The organism is uncultured Campylobacter sp., from assembly GCF_937973075.1.
Lineage (GTDB): Bacteria > Campylobacterota > Campylobacteria > Campylobacterales > Campylobacteraceae > Campylobacter_B.
The window spans coordinates 1-17,514 of record NZ_CALBWL010000023.1; the positions used below are offsets into that span (position 1 = coordinate 1).

General features: G+C 47.3%; 13 protein-coding genes and 1 pseudogene. 1 reads left to right on the top strand and 13 read right to left on the bottom strand.

The genetic code is table 11. The annotated features are described in order from the left end of the window. The 12 genes and pseudogenes from Q0274_RS02265 to groES form a co-directional block, all read right to left on the bottom strand. Positions 1-844 (bottom strand): annotated as a pseudogene (locus Q0274_RS02265) (RNA degradosome polyphosphate kinase); the annotation flags it as partial. Positions 845-1,299: 455 nt separating this feature from the next. Further along, complete coding sequence (locus Q0274_RS02270; RefSeq protein ID WP_298027370.1) at positions 1,300-1,830, bottom strand: hypothetical protein; 531 nt, start codon at positions 1,828-1,830, stop codon at positions 1,300-1,302. Beyond that, complete coding sequence (locus Q0274_RS02275) at positions 1,817-2,365, bottom strand: hypothetical protein (RefSeq protein ID WP_298027372.1); 549 nt, start codon at positions 2,363-2,365, stop codon at positions 1,817-1,819. The genes Q0274_RS02270 and Q0274_RS02275 overlap by 14 nt, the downstream gene beginning before the upstream one ends. Before the next feature lie 66 nt (positions 2,366-2,431). Further along, positions 2,432-2,926, bottom strand: a complete 495-nt coding sequence (locus Q0274_RS02280) for a hypothetical protein (protein ID WP_298027373.1) — start codon at positions 2,924-2,926, stop codon at positions 2,432-2,434. A gap of 1 nt (position 2,927) precedes the next feature. Continuing rightward, positions 2,928-3,122 (bottom strand): hypothetical protein, encoded by a 195-nt coding sequence (locus Q0274_RS02285; RefSeq protein WP_298027375.1) that lies wholly within the window; start codon positions 3,120-3,122, stop codon positions 2,928-2,930. Between the two features lie 44 nt (positions 3,123-3,166). Beyond that, the gene (locus Q0274_RS02290; protein ID WP_298027377.1) at positions 3,167-3,442 is read right to left on the bottom strand and encodes a hypothetical protein; all 276 of its coding nucleotides are present in this window, start codon (positions 3,440-3,442) and stop codon (positions 3,167-3,169) included. 222 nt (positions 3,443-3,664) lie between these two features. Continuing rightward, positions 3,665-5,827, bottom strand: coding sequence for a hypothetical protein (locus tag Q0274_RS02295; protein ID WP_298027378.1), 2,163 nt, complete (start codon positions 5,825-5,827; stop codon positions 3,665-3,667). Continuing rightward, positions 5,799-7,895, bottom strand: coding sequence for a replicative DNA helicase (locus Q0274_RS02300; RefSeq protein WP_298027380.1), 2,097 nt, complete (start codon positions 7,893-7,895; stop codon positions 5,799-5,801). Before Q0274_RS02300 ends, Q0274_RS02295 begins: the two co-directional genes overlap by 29 nt. A gap of 823 nt (positions 7,896-8,718) precedes the next feature. Beyond that, positions 8,719-9,786: a flavodoxin-dependent (E)-4-hydroxy-3-methylbut-2-enyl-diphosphate synthase gene (gene ispG, locus Q0274_RS02305; RefSeq protein ID WP_297962846.1), complete on the bottom strand. Its 1,068-nt coding sequence runs from the start codon at positions 9,784-9,786 to the stop codon at positions 8,719-8,721. A 627-nt stretch (positions 9,787-10,413) separates the two neighbouring features. After that, positions 10,414-11,451, bottom strand: a complete 1,038-nt coding sequence (locus tag Q0274_RS02310; RefSeq protein WP_298027382.1) for a hypothetical protein — start codon at positions 11,449-11,451, stop codon at positions 10,414-10,416. Positions 11,452-12,050: 599 nt separating this feature from the next. After that, the gene (gene groL, locus Q0274_RS02315) at positions 12,051-13,688 is read right to left on the bottom strand and encodes a chaperonin GroEL (protein WP_298027383.1); all 1,638 of its coding nucleotides are present in this window, start codon (positions 13,686-13,688) and stop codon (positions 12,051-12,053) included. Positions 13,689-13,700: 12 nt separating this feature from the next. After that, the gene (gene groES / locus Q0274_RS02320) at positions 13,701-13,964 is read right to left on the bottom strand and encodes a co-chaperone GroES (RefSeq protein WP_005871710.1); all 264 of its coding nucleotides are present in this window, start codon (positions 13,962-13,964) and stop codon (positions 13,701-13,703) included. A 271-nt stretch (positions 13,965-14,235) separates the two neighbouring features. On the opposite strand from groES, the gene Q0274_RS02325 reads away from it, so the two are divergent. Continuing rightward, complete coding sequence (locus tag Q0274_RS02325) at positions 14,236-16,482, top strand: hypothetical protein (RefSeq protein WP_298027385.1); 2,247 nt, start codon at positions 14,236-14,238, stop codon at positions 16,480-16,482. 359 nt (positions 16,483-16,841) lie between these two features. On the opposite strand, the gene Q0274_RS02330 is transcribed toward Q0274_RS02325, so the two are convergent. Then, a complete protein-coding gene (locus Q0274_RS02330) occupies positions 16,842-17,474 on the bottom strand; it encodes a hypothetical protein (RefSeq protein WP_298027386.1) in 633 nt (210 codons plus the stop codon). Positions 17,475-17,514: the final 40 nt, after the last annotated feature.

The window sequence follows — 17,514 nt, forward strand, 5'->3', positions numbered from 1 at the left end:
CATATATATCTTTGTAAAAAATTTTAAGATGGGAATTTAAAAATTCCAGCAGTTCAGCATCGGCGTCTTTTTCGATCTGAAGCCGCACGAAAGCCCCTTTGCGGCGCAGCTTAAGCCCCGCTTCTAAGATCATCATAAAATCATCGGCTTCCTCCTCCTCGATCACGATGTCGGCGTTTCGCGTGACGCGGAAAGCTGCGGAGCTGATGAGCTTGTAGCCCGGGAAAATCTCCTCCGCGTGGCGCTTTACGATAGTGCCGATCGGCACGTAGGTGTTTTGCGCCACCTGCACGAAGCGCGGAATCACGCGCGGAATTCTAATCATCCCAAAATGCACCGACTCGGGCGCGCCCTCATCGCAGAGCTTGACCGCAAGGGAGAAGCTGAGATTATTTAAATGCGGGAATGGATGGGTCGCATCGACTGCGATCGGGACGATGACGGGCATTATCTGCGAGAAGAAAAACTCGTCCGCTGCGGGCTTTAGCTCGGGCTGCAGCTCGTCGTAGCTTTTGATAAAAAGCCCGTTTTTGCAAAGCTCCTTTTGTATGCCGAAATACTGCTGCTCAAGCTCGGTTTGTTCGTTTCTTAGATAGGAGCGGATCGCGCGTAGCTGCTCAAGAGGCGTCATCTCGTCATCTCCGCTGGTTATAACGCCGGCGGTAAAAAGCTGCTTCAAGCCCGCCACGCGGATCATATAAAATTCGTCTAAATTCGTGCTGTAAATCGCTAGAAATTTTAATTTTTCAATTAGCGGGATATCCTTTTTACATTGTTCCAGCACGCGGGTATTGAAGCGCAGCCAGCTTAGCTCGCGGTTTATAAAATTATTTTGTGTTTGCATAAAAAACTCCTTTTTGAATATTAATTCTAAGATTATAGCCCAATTAAGATTAAATTTTAAAGCCCAAATTTTAAGAGCTTGCAAGAGGGGCAATTTAGTATTTAAAATTCTGCCCTAATTCCCTATTTTTCCTAAATCCTTGCACATTTGCGCATTGCCGTCTTTGCAGCCCAGCTGCAAATACCGCCTTAAATATAAAATTTGCTCTTCCTCCTTCTCACTCATATCAAGCACCCATTTGCACGCTTGTTTTATTGCGAGTTAGACATAGCGCTTTCATTTCAGACGCTCTAAACGATATAAATTTAAATCAGAAAACAACGTAAATTTTATCTCTTTGCTAACGGCTACGCTTTGATTACGCTCTACCGCAGCTTGCGTTATTAAAGGAGCCAAAATTACGGGATAGAATTCTTTAATTATTACTCTTTGCCACTCTTTGGATTTGCCATCTTTTACTCCTTAATTGAATTTGCGTTGTATTTATCAGTTATTTCTTTAAATGCTTCTAGCGCACACTTTACGGGATCGTGTTCCTCCTCATCTCGTAAGCAGTTTTCTAAAGCTACCTTTAACGCGCAAGATCTTAGTTTAAATAGTTTTTTCTGATCGGTAAATTTTTCACAAGCCGTAGTGTAATTTATAACAGCCTTTTCAATGTTGCCTCTTAAACCTATGTCTTGTGTTCCAAGAGCAAAACAAGACTCCGCGATACCCGCCTTGCAAGATTTTTCATAAGGAGTGATAGAAGCTTCACGCATACCAAGCTTAGGACCTAATATATAACCAAGATCCGAGCATCCGATCATATCTCCGCTATCACATTTTTTAGATAAAATTTCTATTAGTTTAGTACACGAGCTATATTTGCCGTTTCCTTTATCGCATTCGTTATAAAGATTCTCCTCTTCAGCCGTAGGCTTATCCGCTATTGCGATAGAAGCTAAAAATATCATGGAACAAAATGCAAAATTAATTTTCCCCATATAATTTCCTTTCGACACCTTCAAAAATAATTTTACCTTTTTTTATAGGGTTACACTCTTTATCTTTTAGGCAGGCTTTTAGTTCCTCGATATTTTTGCAAACTATATCTCTATCTTTAAGATCGCTATTACAAACTTTTTCAAGACTTTTAATTGCTGCTTGCATATTACCGTTTACATATATATCTAGCGTACCCAATATAAAACAGTGATATGTACTATTAGCATCACACAGCTTAATCAGATATTTCGTAGCTTCCTCTATTCGGCGTAATGATCGTAAAAGATCACTCTGTATAGCACATGAGCGCATATCACCGCCATCGCACTCTTTAGATAAAATTTCAACGAGTTTATTGCACGAACTATATTTTCCGTCACCGTAATCGCAGGATTTCAAAAGCGCTCTTTGCTCTTCGCTCCTCAAATCTTCTAACTTTATTAAACCTGTTAAAGACGATTGTGCCGCAGCAGGGATCGATACAAATGCCATTATAAATGCAAGTAGCCAAATTTTAAGATAGAATTTTTTCATTAGCACTCTTTGCCCTTCTTTGGATTTGCCATCTTTTACTCCTTAATTAAAAATTTTAATTTTGCATTATATTTTTTTAGCCGTGTAGTAAATACTTTCTATCGCTTTTAATGGATTACATTCACTATTGCTTAAACACTCTTTTAATTTATCTTCGGCCATGCAAGATACTTGTAGAAGTTTTTCATCTTCAATGCCAAGCTCGCAAGCTTTTGAAAAACTAGCATGCGCTCTATTTATATTATCTGTGCGCCCAAGCTCATCAGATCCTAATTTAAAGCAATAAAACGCTAAATCCGCATCGCAAGCTTTCTCTAATGGTGCGATAGACTCTTCGGTCTTGCCTATCTCATATAGCACATATCCGAGCTCTCCGCATTTTTCGGCATTGCCGCCATCACAATGCTTTGATAATATATCCGTTAGCTTCGTGCAGGCACTATATTTCCCATCACCCTTATTGCAAAGCGAATATAAATTTGCTAAATCCTTTTCTTTAAAACCAAAACCCGCATACGCACACGAGAATGCCAACATCGCTATCAATACCAAACTTTTCATATCATTGCTCCACGATCCAGTTTAGAAGCTCTTTGCCTCTTTTTATCGGATTACATTCCGTATCTTTTAAGCAAATTTCAAGCTCGCTTTTAAATTTACAATATTCCTCACTGCCGTCGATTTTGGCATCGCAAATTTTATCCAAGCTTCTTATCGCTCTATCGATATTTCCCGTAGCTACTATATCTGTCGTCATTAACGAAACGCAAGACAACATCAAATTTGCATCGCAAGCCTTGTTTAAAGGCGCGATAGCGTCCCTATATCGTCCGAATGCCGATAAAACTCTCCCGCAATCTCGCAGCTCCTAAAATCTTCATTATCGCATCTTTTGGTTAAAATTTCAGCCAGTTTCATACACGCGCTGTATTTCCCATCGCCGTCATCGCAAGAGATCGCTAAATCTTTTTCCTCTTGCGTTTTGAAGTCATCTAAACTTACCTTTGCCGCAGCGGGAATTGCCGCGAATACCGCTATAAACGCAAATAACGAAATTTTAAGATAGAATTTTTTCATTATCGCTCCTTGTTTTAAGCGGCGATTATATTTAAAAATTTTTAGCTGGCTCTTAAATTTAAGGAGCGCGGCGGCACGATAAGTGCGCCGTAATCCCACCCGCCGCCTGTGCGCATGGATGAAATTTTAAAATTTCGCCGCCCGCTACGCACGAAAACTCCATAATCCGCCGTAAAATTTCGCTCGCAACGGGTCTAAGTTACGCGGGCATAATCCGTCGCCCTACTTCCCGTCTAAATTTAAAATTTCACTCGAAATTTCATCTATCGTCGCGTTGAAATCCTGCGCCAGCGCGCGCTTTAGCTCCTCTTTCGCCGCCATCATATCGCGCACGATCGCAGCTTCAAACTCCTCTCGGTTCAGCGCCTCGTCGCCCTTAGCAAACGCAAAATCCAGCCCAAACCACGTAGCCACGGCAAACGCAGGCACGCACACCACCGCGCCCGGGCCGCACACGAGCCCCGCACTACCGCTAGTCGCGCTGGCGCCCACCTTAGTAAGGGTCTTCGCGCCCGTCTTGGCCGCAGTTTTAGCAAGGCTCTTGCTTATCAGCTTTGCACCCAGCACGCCGCCCAGCACCCCTAGCCCCGTCCCGCTCGCGCGATACGCCTTGCTTTTTAGGCTGAAGCTCTGCGTGACGTTGAGATCGATTTTCGCGCCGTATTTTTTGAGCGTAAAATTTAGCGAGCTCTCATAATTTTTGACGTTTGCCGCAGCGATTTTAGCGATATTCTCGCCGAAATCCTTCGGAAAGCTTTCGCTTACGAAGAGCGCAAATTTCTCATTCAGATACGCCCCCGCATCATCGTCCCACACGCCGTGCCACAGCACCAGATAATCGCTCAGAAACGAGTAATTGAAATCCGCCATTTTCTGCGCACTAAGCCTCGCGCCCTCGTCGTAAACGGCGTCGATGTAGCTATTCAGCGCGGATGCGGCGTTTGCTTCTGCGGCGAAGCGCGTGGCGTTTAGCTCGCCTCTTAGCGCATCCGCCTCGCGAGCGCTTAAGATCAGCCGCTCGCCGCTTTGCAGCACGATCTGCACGCTCGTCTCGACCGCGCTTTTAGGATGCACGCTCTCCGAGCCGCCGCCTGCCGTGCGCGTCTGCGCGGCGCAGATCAAACACAGCGTGACGTAGGCAAGCGCGAAGATCGTGCCGCTAAAGTGCCCTATTTTGGGCGCAGCCCGCGGCATAAAAAGCACGAAGGCGCAAAGATGCAAGATCGCGCAGTAAAAGAGGAAATCTCCCGCGCAGATCAGAAACAAAAGAGCGATTTTTAGCGCGCTAGGGCTCTGCGACAGCGCCAGCTCGAACAGCGCGTTTTTGTAAAATTTCAAAGCGTAAATTTCATTTAGCAGAGCGGATTTGAAGTGTACTTGCGGCGCGGTAGATTTTAAAATTTCAAAAATTTCAGCTACCGATGCGGGGCTGGTCGCGGATTTTTCAGCAGGACTGTCGGCAGCCATACTCGGTGCGGCGGGATTTTGGGTTAAATTTTGCGCTGCGGCGGGGCTAGTCGTAAAATTTTTAGCGTTGATTTGCGGTGCGGCAGCGGTATTTGCCTTTGAATTTTCAGCCGAGGCGTACACCGCCCTGACGGAGCCCGCTTTAAAATTTGCGGTCGAAGCAGTAGGTTTTTTGGCGGCGTTCGGCACGTACTTGACGGTATTATCCGTCTCGGAATTTCCGACAACTATGGCGGCGTTGTTCACAGCGAAATTTTTAGCGGATTTAGAGGTATTATCTGCTGCTAAATTTCCGACGGGTGCGGAAGCGTTATTCCTCACGAAGTCTTCGGCGGATGAAGCGGTGCGGGCAAGCGGAGTAAAATTTATCGCAGAATTTAAAGAGTGCGCGGCGGCATACGCTGCGTCCGCGAGCCGCAAATAGGCCAAATTTATGGCGAAATTTACCGCTACGGCGAGCATTGCAAGCAGCAAAATACTAAGTTTGAGCGATAAAATTCTAGGATTTTTAATCTCTTTTAGGCTGAGCTTAAGTACCGCCAAACGCATCAGAGCAAGCCCCGCTGGCAGCGCCGCTAGCGTCACGAAAAGCGCCGCACCGCGCAGATCGGCTAGACCTAGCGCCAAAGTAGCGCTTAAAAGGATCGCGCCCGCGAAGGCTAAAACTCCGCTTATCAGCCTGCCTCTAAAAATTTTAATCAAAGTCCCGCCGCTGCGAAATAGCGCCGCATTGGCGCGCTGCCTCGCCTCGTAAAAAAAGCTAAATAGCACCCGAAATAGCGCGTAAGCCCAAAACGCCGCCAACGCGCAAAAGCTCGCGTCGTCCAAATCCTGCGCGTAAAGCGCGAAGCAAAAAACGCTAACGATCAGCGCTAGCCTAAGCGCTATTTCACAGATCCAGCGGCGCGTCGTCGTCATCGAGCCTGTTTGCCTCATTGATCTTTGGAATGCCCATCTCTTCGATATTTAGAGGCGGTGCGGGTTTAAATTTCGCCTCATCCTCTTGCGGCTCAAAAGGAGGCTCATCATCTCTTTCAAAATACGTAGCATCCTCTCGCTGCGCACTCTCCGCTCCTCGCGACGCGCCCGCTACCTTCTCTGCGCCTTGCCGCGCGTCTTTTGCGCCCCGCGATGTGTCTTTTACGCCTTGCAGAGTGTCCGCTAAATTTTTATGCACGCCCTCTGTTTCGGGCGAGACGCCGCCAGCTCTTGCATCATCTAAATTTTGCCCCTGAAATTCTTGCTTTTGCGGTGCGTCCTGTGCCGCGCGACGCACCTCTGCCAAGTCCTGTTCTGCGCTAAGCTTAGACTCGCCGTCTATCTCCTCGCCGTCCTGCTCACCGCTTTGACCGAAGCTAGGCATCTCATCAAAATCGATATTTACTCTGGAATTTCGGGCGCTAGCGAAGCTTGTGTTTAAGCTTACGCCGCTATTTTGAGCTTCATTAAAATTCTGCGTTAAATTTTGCTGTAAATTCTGCACTGCACCCTGCTGTGTCGTATCAAGGCGCGGCGTAGCAGGCTCCTCAAAGCCCTGATCTTGTAGCTGCGAGACGTAGTCGAGATTGTCATTTTCGTTAAAGATCGCGCTCTCGCTGGGTTCGCCGCCGAAGCTCGTATCGACGAAGCGGGTAAATCTACCCTGAAAACCCACCTCGATCGTCCTGCCCGCCTCGCCCGAGCGGTTTTTGCCGACGATGATTTCGGCTTTTTCCTGATAGTCGTTGCGCCTAAATACGGGCTCGCCCGCGTCCTTGCCCTCGGCCTCCAGCCGCGAAATGCGCTCGCGCTCCATCTGCTCTTTATAAACCTCGTCGCGATAGACGAAAAGTATGATGTCTGCGTCCTGCTCGATCGCGCCGCTTTCGCGCAGATCGCTTAGCATCGGGCGTTTGTTCGAGCGCGCCTCAAGCGAGCGGTTTAGCTGCGACAGCGCGATTATCGGGATATTTAGCTCGCGCGCTAAGAGCTTAAGCCCGCGTGAAATTTCGGCGATTTGCAGGTGGCGCTCGGAGTAGTTGCTCGTGCTCGTCATAAGTCCGATGTAATCGATCACGCAAAGCTCTATGTTAGCGTCCGCGGATTTGAGCTTGCGCAGCTGGGTGCGGACTTGATGGATGTTCACGTAGCCGCTGTCATAGACGAAAAGCGGCATATTCAGCACCGCATCGCAAGCGTCGTTGAAGCGCGTCCAATCGTCGTCGCTGAGCTTAGCGCTCATTATGTCGCTTAGCGGGATCGAGCTAAGCGCGCTTAGTATGCGATACATCAGCTGCACGGAGGGCATCTCGAGCGAGAAAAATACGACGCCTTTGCCGCTTTGCAGCGTTTTCATCATCAAATTTAACGCAAAGGCGGTTTTGCCCATGCCGGGGCGGGCGGCGATAATGATGAGCTCACCCGGTTTCAACCCCTTCGTACAGTCGTTTAGGAAGCGAAAGCCCGTATCTAGCCCCACGAGCTCCGAGCCTGCGAGCGCCTTTTGGCGTTTCAGCTCCTCTACCACGTCAGCGATGATCTCGTGTGATTTTTTGATGCCGCCGTGGCGCTCCTCGTCTATGAGCTCGTAAATTTTGGAGCTGATTTTATCGGCAGTGTCCTTGCTGCGCACGGCTTCGTTTACCATCGAAGGGATCTCGTGCGCGACCTTGATTAGCGAGCGCTTGATCGATTTTTCGCGCAGTTCGAGCGCGTATTTTGGGGCATCGACTACGCCGCTGGTGGCTACGACCTCGGTAAATGCGCCATCGTCGTAGCGTTCGGCTAGCCATTTTTTAACGAAGCTCGGCGCGATAGGCTCGTTGTGCGAGGAGCACTTGACGATCGCCTCGTAGATGTCGGCGTGCGGCTTGTAGAAAAAATCGCCGACCGAGATTATCTCGCTCAGCTCGCCGTATGCGTCCTCGTTTTGCAAAAGCGAGCTTAAAATCGCGCGCTCCATATCCAGATCGTATAAATTTGCAGGCACATTCTGCTTCGTTGCCATCGCTTCCCCTCGTTTCGCATTTAAATTCTATAAAATTTCAGGCTCGCCTCCGCAAATCTCTGCGGCGCGATAATTTTAAATTTTATAGAATTAAAATATCGCCTACCAGCAAAATTCTATCGGACAAAATTTTATAATTTGGGCCGCTTTAAATTTTGCTATCTAAAATTTCATCCTCGGAATTTTCGCCTTTAAAATTCCGTCAATTTTAAATTTCGCCCTTTGAAATTTTGACTCTTAAAATTTCGCTCGCCTTAAATTTAGGTGCAGGATGAAATCTAGCCGTATGAAATTTCGCGGCGTATCGGAAGCTCATTCGTCAAGATTCCGCTTTGCGGCACGGAATTCTACCGAGGCAAATCTGCGAGTAAAATTGGCGAGCGCATAGAGCCTGCGCCTAAATTTCATAGACAGCATAAATTCTACCGCTTAAAATTTCGCGCGGCAAATTCTACTCTATAAAATTTCGCTCCAAATCGCGAGTTTGAAATTTTAAAATGAAATTCCAAGACGAAATTCCAAAGCTACAATTTTAAACTCAAAAATTTCACACGAAATTTCAGCGCTAAAATTCCAAACCGAAATTATAAGCCGCACTCTCAAAGGCTCAAATTTAAAAACGCCGCCTTAAGGATGAAATTTTAAAATTTCACGCCAAAACGCGCTGTACCGATGAGCTGAGCAAACCGCGATGAGCCCGAGAGCACCTTAAAACGCCGAGCAAACTACAACTAGCCCGAGCGCGCCGAAATACCAAACCGCGAAACCGAGCCACCCAAGCCACGAATCATAGCGACATTTAAGCCGATAGGCGCCGCAGCCCTCACGCGCCTTCGCGAGCCCGCACCTCGTCCTCGACCTCTTGCAAAAACCGCTCCACGAGCTTGCTCTCCTCGAGTTTGGCGACCACTTCGCCGTGGCGCATCACGATGCCGCGCCCGTTGCCGAACGCGATAGCCACGTCCGCGCCCTTCGCCTCGCCGATCGCATTTACGACGCAGCCCATGACGCTGATATTTAGCGGCGTTTTGATATGCGCGGTTTTTTCTTCGACGATTTTGATCGCGCTTAGCAGATCGCTTTGCAAACGCCCGCAGGTAGGGCACGAGATGATATTAACGCCGCTTTTCTGCACGCCCGCGTCCTGTAGGATCGCGCGCGCGACGCGGATCTCCTCCTCGAGCTCGCCCGTGATGCTCACGCGCATCGTATCGCCGATCCCCTCCATCAGAAGCGCACCCAGCGCGATCGCGCTTTTGATGCTCGCGTGAAATTTCGTCCCCGCCTCGGTCACGCCCAGATGAAAAGGATACTCGCATAGCGGGCGCAGCGCGCGATACGCAGCCACCGTACTAGGCGCGTCCGAAGTCTTAAGCGAGATCGCGATATCGCTAAAGTCCTCGTCCTGCAGCAGCGCGGCGTTATACAGCGCGCTTTGCACCATCGCCTCCACGCTGCGGCCGTATTTTTGCTCAAACTGCTCCTCGAGTGAGCCCAAATTTACGCCGATGCGGATGGGCAAGCTGCGAGCTTTGCACGCGCGCACGACCTCTTTGATGCGATCCTTGCCGCCGATATTGCCCGGATTGATGCGGATAGCATCGACAAACTCCGCAACCTGCAGCGCTAAGCGAAAATTAAAATGGATATCCGCTACGATGGGAAGCGGCGAGCTTTTTTTGATACGTGCGAGCGCGTCCGCGTCCTGCTTATCAAGCACGGCGCAGCGCACGATGTCGCAGCCAGCGAAATACAGGCGGTTTATCTGCTCTAGCGTGCCCTCCACGTCCTTCGTTTTAGAAAAGCTCATCGACTGCACGGAGATGGGCGCGCCGCCGCCGATTTTGACGGAGCCGACGGAGATTTGGCGGGTCGGATAGCGATTTTTCAAATTTAAGCCTTTAGAATTTTTTGCGCTATTTTATTCAAAATGGGGTTAAAATTTAATAATTCGCGCTCGCCAACTGCCGCTAGAATTTTGCCTACAGAATTTCACCCGCCAAATTTTGCTCTCTAGCTTACAAAAAATCTGATTTCGCCGCGAAATTTGAGCAAATAGAGTTCTATAAAATTCCGCCATCTAATAAAATTCTAAAAATTCCGCTAGCAAGCGAAACTCTACAAAATTTGATGGCAAGCGAAATTTAATAAACCGCGCAGCCAAGCAAAATTCTGCAAATTTAGCAGGCGGGCGAAATCCTGCGACGTAAAATTACGAAATTAAGCTCTTGAAATTTCGACGAAATTTTATCCGCAGTATCGTCGCAGTGCCCGTTCGCGCAAAACTAGTGCAGTCTGGTTTATCCTAGCAGCGCGACATGCAGCCGTAAAATTTCAAAGCCCGTAGATGAAATATGAAAATTTTATTTTTAATTGCAGCAGTAGGGCATTGTTTCGCGCGGCTGCAAAGCTGAAAAAACGTCAGCCGTTCGTATTTTTGCAATGCAAGCGCCGTTCTTACAGAGGCAGCGAAATTAAACTGCCTACGCATATAAATTGCGCCGGCGCGCCGCCTAGGCTAGCGCACCAGCTCCATATTCACCTTGACCCTGCTCATCTTGTCCTGCAGCATATCCATCACCGACTCATTGCGCGACGAAGCGTCATCCATCGGGGCTTCGTGCTGCTGCCACTTGCTTTTCGGCGCGGCAGGGCCCCACTGCGACGAAAATATTAGCCCGCGCTTTTTCTCGGTCTCAGGCGCAGGCTCGTACGGCTGTGGAGCGGGCTTCGCCCAACGCTCATCATAACGCATCGCAGCACCTTGTCCTAGCGCATTACCCCGCTTTGGCGACGACATCTTACCAAGCGCGCTACCGCCAGAGCGCCCTATCGCACGGCTAGAGCGAGCAGATGTGGGAAGATAAGGCGCGCGGGCATTTTGACGAGCCGTATATTTCGTGGCGCTCGAATGAGATGCAGCTGTATGCCCCATAGCGCCAGAACGAGTTGCACTATAGCCGTAGCGAGCTCGCGGCTGTGCAATTCGAGCCGTCGTTAATTTGCGAGTTCGTGCGTCTACGGTTTTGCCGGTCTGATCATCCGCGCCTCCGTGAGTTTGCGCGCTTACGCTTCTCCGCATATCTGCGCCTCTGTAAGTTTGCTCCGTATCGCGGGCGTTTGGCACCTCATCCTCATAAATACGAGTCTTTGGCAAACGCATCAGCGTAGCGACTAGGCTCTTGCTAGCTTCATTCTGACTGCTTGATTGATTAGCCGGGCGCCTAGGTGCTTTATTTCTCACAGGATGCGATGCGGAATTTTGCCCGGGATTTTCAGTGAAATTTTTCGCATTTTTTCGCATGGAATTTTTAGCGGAATTCCTAGATGCACGCGTATTTTTTGTGAGCTTGGAATTTGAAAGGCTTTTAGCATTTGTAGGTTTTTTAGCAAGCGGCTCGGCAGGAGATTTTGCCGAGGTATTTTTACTCGGATGATCTTTAGCTCGCAGATTTTGAGATGAAATTTTAGATTTGTGGCTTTGCTGCGCGGCAAAAGCGCTAGAAAAACTCGCCAAAATGAACGCAATTAAAAAAATACGAGCTAAATTTTTCATCGTTTTCCTTTCAATGGATTTTAGGCGAAATTTAGCAAAGCTTAGATTAAGCCGCGTTAAATTTAATGAGTGAGGCTATGAAATTTCGGCTCTAATTCCAAGCCATATCGCCAAATAAAAACCTGGATAAAGGCTAAGCTTTAAAAATTCCGCAGCTAGAATTCTGTTTGGCAATAGAATTTTATCACACTAAAAATATGACGTCACGAAAAAATTTTATCTTGTAAGTGTTTAAGAAGGAGAGCTAAAAAATTTTAAAGTTTTAGAATTCTGCGCTTAAATTTTGAGTGGCAAGTCAGAATTTAAGGAAAAAAGCAAGCTCAAATAAAGTTTTTAAATTTAAAGGATAATGCGGCAAAACTGTAAATTTGCGGTGAGATACAAAATTTATCAGATCATGCGGTGACTAAAAATTACACCGCTTAATCGTTAAATTAATAATAAATCACCGCGCTTTAGACATATCCAAAACGCGGCACATATCATTATGGCGGCGTATGGCAAAAATATCGCCGCGCATAAAGCATTTCGCGGCGCTGTAAAATCTCACAGCGCCACAGCAAGGCGTATAGGAGCGCCGAATGACGCTCCTATGAGGGCTACATCATTCCGCCCATGCCACCCATTCCGCCCATATCAGGCATTGGAGGCATTGCAGGTTTCTCCTCTTTGATCTCGCTTACGGTCGCTTCGGTCGTTAGAAGCAAGCTTGCGACAGAGACCGCGTTTTGAAGCGCAATACGCTCGACCTTGACCGGATCGATGATACCTGCCTCAAACATATTGACGTACTCGCCGTTTGCGGCGTTGAAGCCGAATTTTTTGTCTGAGCCTTGCTCAACCTTATTAGCTACGACACCCGCGTCAAATCCCGCATTCTCTGCGATCTGGCGAAGCGGAGCGAAAAGCGCGCGCTTAACGATGTCTGCGCCGATAAGCTCGTCGCCGCTTAGAGCTAGCTTTACGCTAAGTCCCGCTCTGATTAGCGCAGCGCCGCCGCCGATTACGATACCCTCGTCTACGGCTGCTTTAGTTGCGTTTAAAGCGTCGTCCACGCGGTCTTTTTTCTCTTTCATCTCGGTTTCGGTCGCAGCGCCCACCTTGATAACCGCAACGCCGCCGCTAAGCTTAGCCATGCGCTCTTGAAGCTTCTCTTTGTCGTAATCGCTCGTAGTCTCAGCGATTTGAGCTTTGATCTGCAAAACGCGCGCGTCGATATCTTTTTTCTTGCCCGCGCCGCCTACGATAGTGGTGTTATCTTTGTCGATCACGATGCGCTCGGCTTGTCCAAGATCAGCCATAGAAGCACTTTCTAGCGTTCTGCCAAGCTCCTCGCTGATGACGGTACCGCCTGTTAAAATCGCAATATCTTCAAGCATCGCCTTTCTGCGATCGCCAAATCCAGGGGCTTTGACCGCGGAGATGTTTAGCACGCCGCGAAGTTTATTTACGACCAAAGTCGCAAGCGCCTCGCCCTCGATATCCTCGGCGATGATTAGAAGCGGTTTGCCGCTTTTTTGAACCTGCTCCAAAACTGGTAATAGGTCTTTTAAATTTGTAATTTTTTTGTCAAATAGAAGCACTAGCGGCGAGCTTAGCTCGACTAGCATTTTCTCGGCATTTGTAATGAAATATGGGCTTAGATAGCCGCGGTCAAACTGCATTCCCTCGACTACGTTTAACTCATCGTTGATCGATTTTGCCTCTTCGACGGTTATAACGCCGTCCTTGCCTACTCTTTCCATAGCGTCTGCGATCAGATCGCCCACCGCGCTGTCGTTATTGGCAGAGATCGTAGCAACCTGAGCGATCTCTTTTTTGCCACTTACTTTTTTAGAGGATTTTTTTAGCTCCTCGATAACCGCAGCGCTAAATTTATCCATACCGCGTTTAACCTCGATAGGATTTGCGCCCGCAGTTACGTTGCGTAGACCTTCTTTAAAGATCGCGTGAGCTAGCACGGTTGCTGTAGTAGTGCCGTCGCCTGCTTGATCGTTGGTTTTGCTCGCTACTTCGCGCACCAAAGAAGCGCCCATATTCTCTAGCGTATCTTTTAGCTCAATCTCTTTAGCGACGGTTACGCCGTCTTTTGTGATCGCAGGAGCGCCGAAGCTCTTTTGGATTAAGACATTGCGACCACGAGGTCCCATCGTAACTTTTACAGCGTCGTTTAGCTTTCTCACGCCCGCGTATAGTCTGTTTCTTGCGTCGTCTGAAAAAATAATCTCTTTTGCCATTTTCAATCCTTTTTATTTAATTATGCCTAAAACATCTTCTAAATTTAAGATAAGGTATTTCTTATCGTCTAAGCTAATCTCGCTGCCTGCGTATTTTGCAAACGCTACGGTATCGCCATTTTTGACGCCCTCGCATTCGCTGCCGACGGCTACGATTTTGCCGGTCGAAGGCTTCTCTTTTGAAGCATTGTCGGGGATGATGATGCCCGAAGCGGTCTTTTTTGTTTCCTCCTCGCGCTCTATTAGAACGCGCTTGCCAAGTGGTTGAAATTTCATTTCAGTCCTTTCTTTGATTTGTGATTTTCTAAAATTGGCACTCAATGTGTTTGAGTGCTAAGATTATATGCAAAATTTAAAATCTTGTCAATAGTTTATGAAAAATTTTTATAAAACTTTAGTGATTTTAACTCAAGTATTGAGATTTCAAACTTTAGTCTGTATGCTCGTATACGTGATAGGTAGTGGATTTTAACTCAAGTATTGAGATTTCAAACGTTAAATTTTAAGGGCTATAATACCCTCAAATTTTAAATTTTAAGGGGACGAAATGAAAATTTTCGGCATAATCTCAGGAATTTTAATCCTGCTTATCGTAGGCGCGGGCTGCCTATTTTTCAGCGATTTTGGCAACAATCTCACCAAGCCTTACATAGAAAATTTGATCAAAGAAAAAAGCGGACTTGACGTGAAGCTCGATAAATTCGATCTAAATTTCGGCGATTTGGACATCAGCGCCAACGTAAATGATGCTGCGAGCGTAAACGTAAAGGGCAAATACTCGCTTTTTGCGCGCTCTTTCGATCTTAGCTACGACGCAAACGCGCACGATCTAGCCAAGCTCGGCATCAAAACGAGCGAAGGGCTAAGCCTTAAGGGGCAAATTTTGGGCGATCTTGACAAATTCGGCATCAACGGCAGCGGGCGGATTTTTGATAGCAACGTAAAATTTTTAGCAAATTTAAAAGATCTCAAGCCGCTTGATCTGCAAATCGACGCTAAAGCTCTAAACGTCGAAAAAGCCCTTGCCGTGGCTTCGCTACCGATCTACGCCAAAGGAAATATCGACGTGCTCTCAGACATCAAGGCTAGCAGCGGCGGCGCAGAGGGCAACGCAAGCATCAAGAGTTCAAATTTGATCCTAAACGAATCTGCGTTTAAAGATATGAATATCTCCATCCCAAAGGGCGTGCAGATCACGCTAAACTCGGACATTACGGCGCAAAATGACGTCCTGCGAGCAGCAAGCAAGATTGATTCGACGCTAGGCAAGATCAGCGCCGAAAAGTCGGAATTTGATCTAAAAAATAAAACTTTAAACTCAGATTTTAATCTGAATTTGCCCGATCTAGCGAAGCTCGAAAGCCTGCTCGGGCGTAAAATTTCTGGCGACGTTAAAGCAAACGGAAATTTAAAGACCGATTTTTCTACGCTTGAGCTTTCAAACTCGCAAATTTCAGCATTTAAAGACGCGCTTAAAGCGGATGCGGGAGCCAAATTTGACCTGAAAAACAAAAACGGCGAACTGTCCGCAAAGCTAAACGCAAACGATCTAGCCGCGCTGCAAAACGTCCTGGGAGTGAAGCTGCAAGGCAAAGCAAACGGCGAGCTTAGCGCGGCTTTAGCGCAAAATGAGCTTAAAAATCTAAACTTAAATCTAAACGCGATGGGCGGTAACCTGAATGCGAGCGGAAATTTAAGCGATCTAAAGCTTAAGGCGAGCAATCTAAATCTGGCCGTGCTTTCGGCTCTGTTTTACGGCAGCGCGATCGGAGAGGGCACGATAAACGGCGATGCGAAGTTAAGCTTAAAAGACGGTATCAACGGTACGGCGCAAATTTCGCTCGCTAACGGCGTGATTTTTAAGAAATTTTTAGACGGCGCGACGGGCAAGAACTTCCCAAGTGATCTGAAAGCGGACGCGCAGGCGCAGACAAATATCAAAAACTCCGTCGCGACCTTTAGCGTAAGTGCGAACTCCGATCTGGCGCAGCTTCAGAGCCTAAACGGCACCTACGAGCTCAAAAATAAAGCGCTTAAGGCAAACTACGCGCTGCTGATCCCGAGCCTGCAGCGACTAGAGTTTTTTCTAAATCGCAGACTAAACGGCAAGATCGCAGCTACCGGCGAGCTTTCTCACGACGGAAAGAGCCTGTTTGCGACCATAAATTCCAAGGTCGCGGGCGGCGAGCTGAACGGACAGATCGCGGGCGATGAGGCGAACTTTAAAATCCAAAATTTCATCGTCAAAGAGCTTACGACGCTTCTAAATATCGATCACGTCTACGACGGCACGGGCAACGCAAATCTTACTTATAACACGAGCTCGCACGGCGGAAAATTCGACGCGATCATCAACAACGGACGCCTTCCTAGCGGCGGATTGATCGATAAAATCGGTAAAATTTTAGGTCGCGATCTAGGCGGCGAGGTCTATAACGACGCCAAAGTAAACGGCACGATCAAGCAAAATTTGATAAATTTCAATGCCGATATGAGCGCGCAAAAAAGCAAGCTAAACGTCACCGGCGGCACGCTGGATAGCAAAACGGGCGCGATTTCGGTACCGATTAAGGCAAATATCGAAAAGACCGATCTTGAAATAAACATCACCGGCACGATCAAAAATCCAAAATACGACGTGCGATCGGACTACCTCAAGGGCAAGCTCGACAAGCAGATCGGCAAGGGTATCGACAAGCTTTTCGGCGTCAAAAAGGACGATAACAGCAGCAAAAATGACGCAAAAAAGGAAAAATCTGACGCGATTAAAGGGCTGATAAATGGGCTATTTTAGCCCATTTGCTCCCATTTGGCGCTTAAAATTTATGGATACTGCTAAACGAGCGCGAAATTTAAAATTTTAAAATTTTGAAATCTCGAGCAGTTTAAATTCTAAAATTTAGCGCTAGCCGGCGCAGACAAAGCCGCAAAATTTCAAAACTCGGCGCACGCTATTTATCAAAATTTTAAATCTCGTTTCGGTATATTTTTGATGACGATTTAAATTTATCGCCGTAAGCTTATCCTACTCGCCGCCGCTACCCGCAATGAAATGCACGCCGCAACCTAGCGTCTTTTAAAGTATTTCGTATCGATATTGCGCGCCGTGTTTTCAGGCTATCCGATGCTAATTAAAATTTCGCGGCGCAACGTTTATTGCAGGCGCCATGCTTGATAAAATTTACCCGCCATAATCGCAAGAAAGATAAGCGTCAAAGCTCCAAATACCGTAGCCGTAAATTTATCATCCGTCGTAGCGTATTTGTCATATCTGAATTTCATCAGATACTCGCGCTGCGGCGGATCGACGCTTGCATTATAATCCAAAAATAAAACCTGATACGCCGTGCCGCGATCTTGAAACGGAAACGGACGGCTTTGATACCAAGCCTTAACTCGCTTGCCTTCCAGCCATTCGTATGCGATTAGCGAAATAGAAGGCTTGATATTTACGCCTTGCCACTCGTCCGCTCCTGAGCGCTTAAAATTAGCTTCCGTAATTGCCGCATTGAGCAAAATTTTATTTTTATAAAAGTAGGTTAAGTTATCCGTATCGCCATTTAAAAAGACTTTGATAAATTTGCGCTCGTCCGTAAAAATCTGCATATATTCGCGCCCATCATCGCTTCCGACATCCATGATTATTCCATTTGCGATTTTCAGATCATCTAAGCTTTTCGGATTCAAGCTAAAAAGAAATCCGTACCACATCGCCGCCAAATAAAATGCGATCATAAATAGATCGAACTTACGATCTAAGTTATGCCAAATTTCGCCGAGCTTCATCGATCATTACATTGTAAGTTTCGCTGCAAGATACGCAATT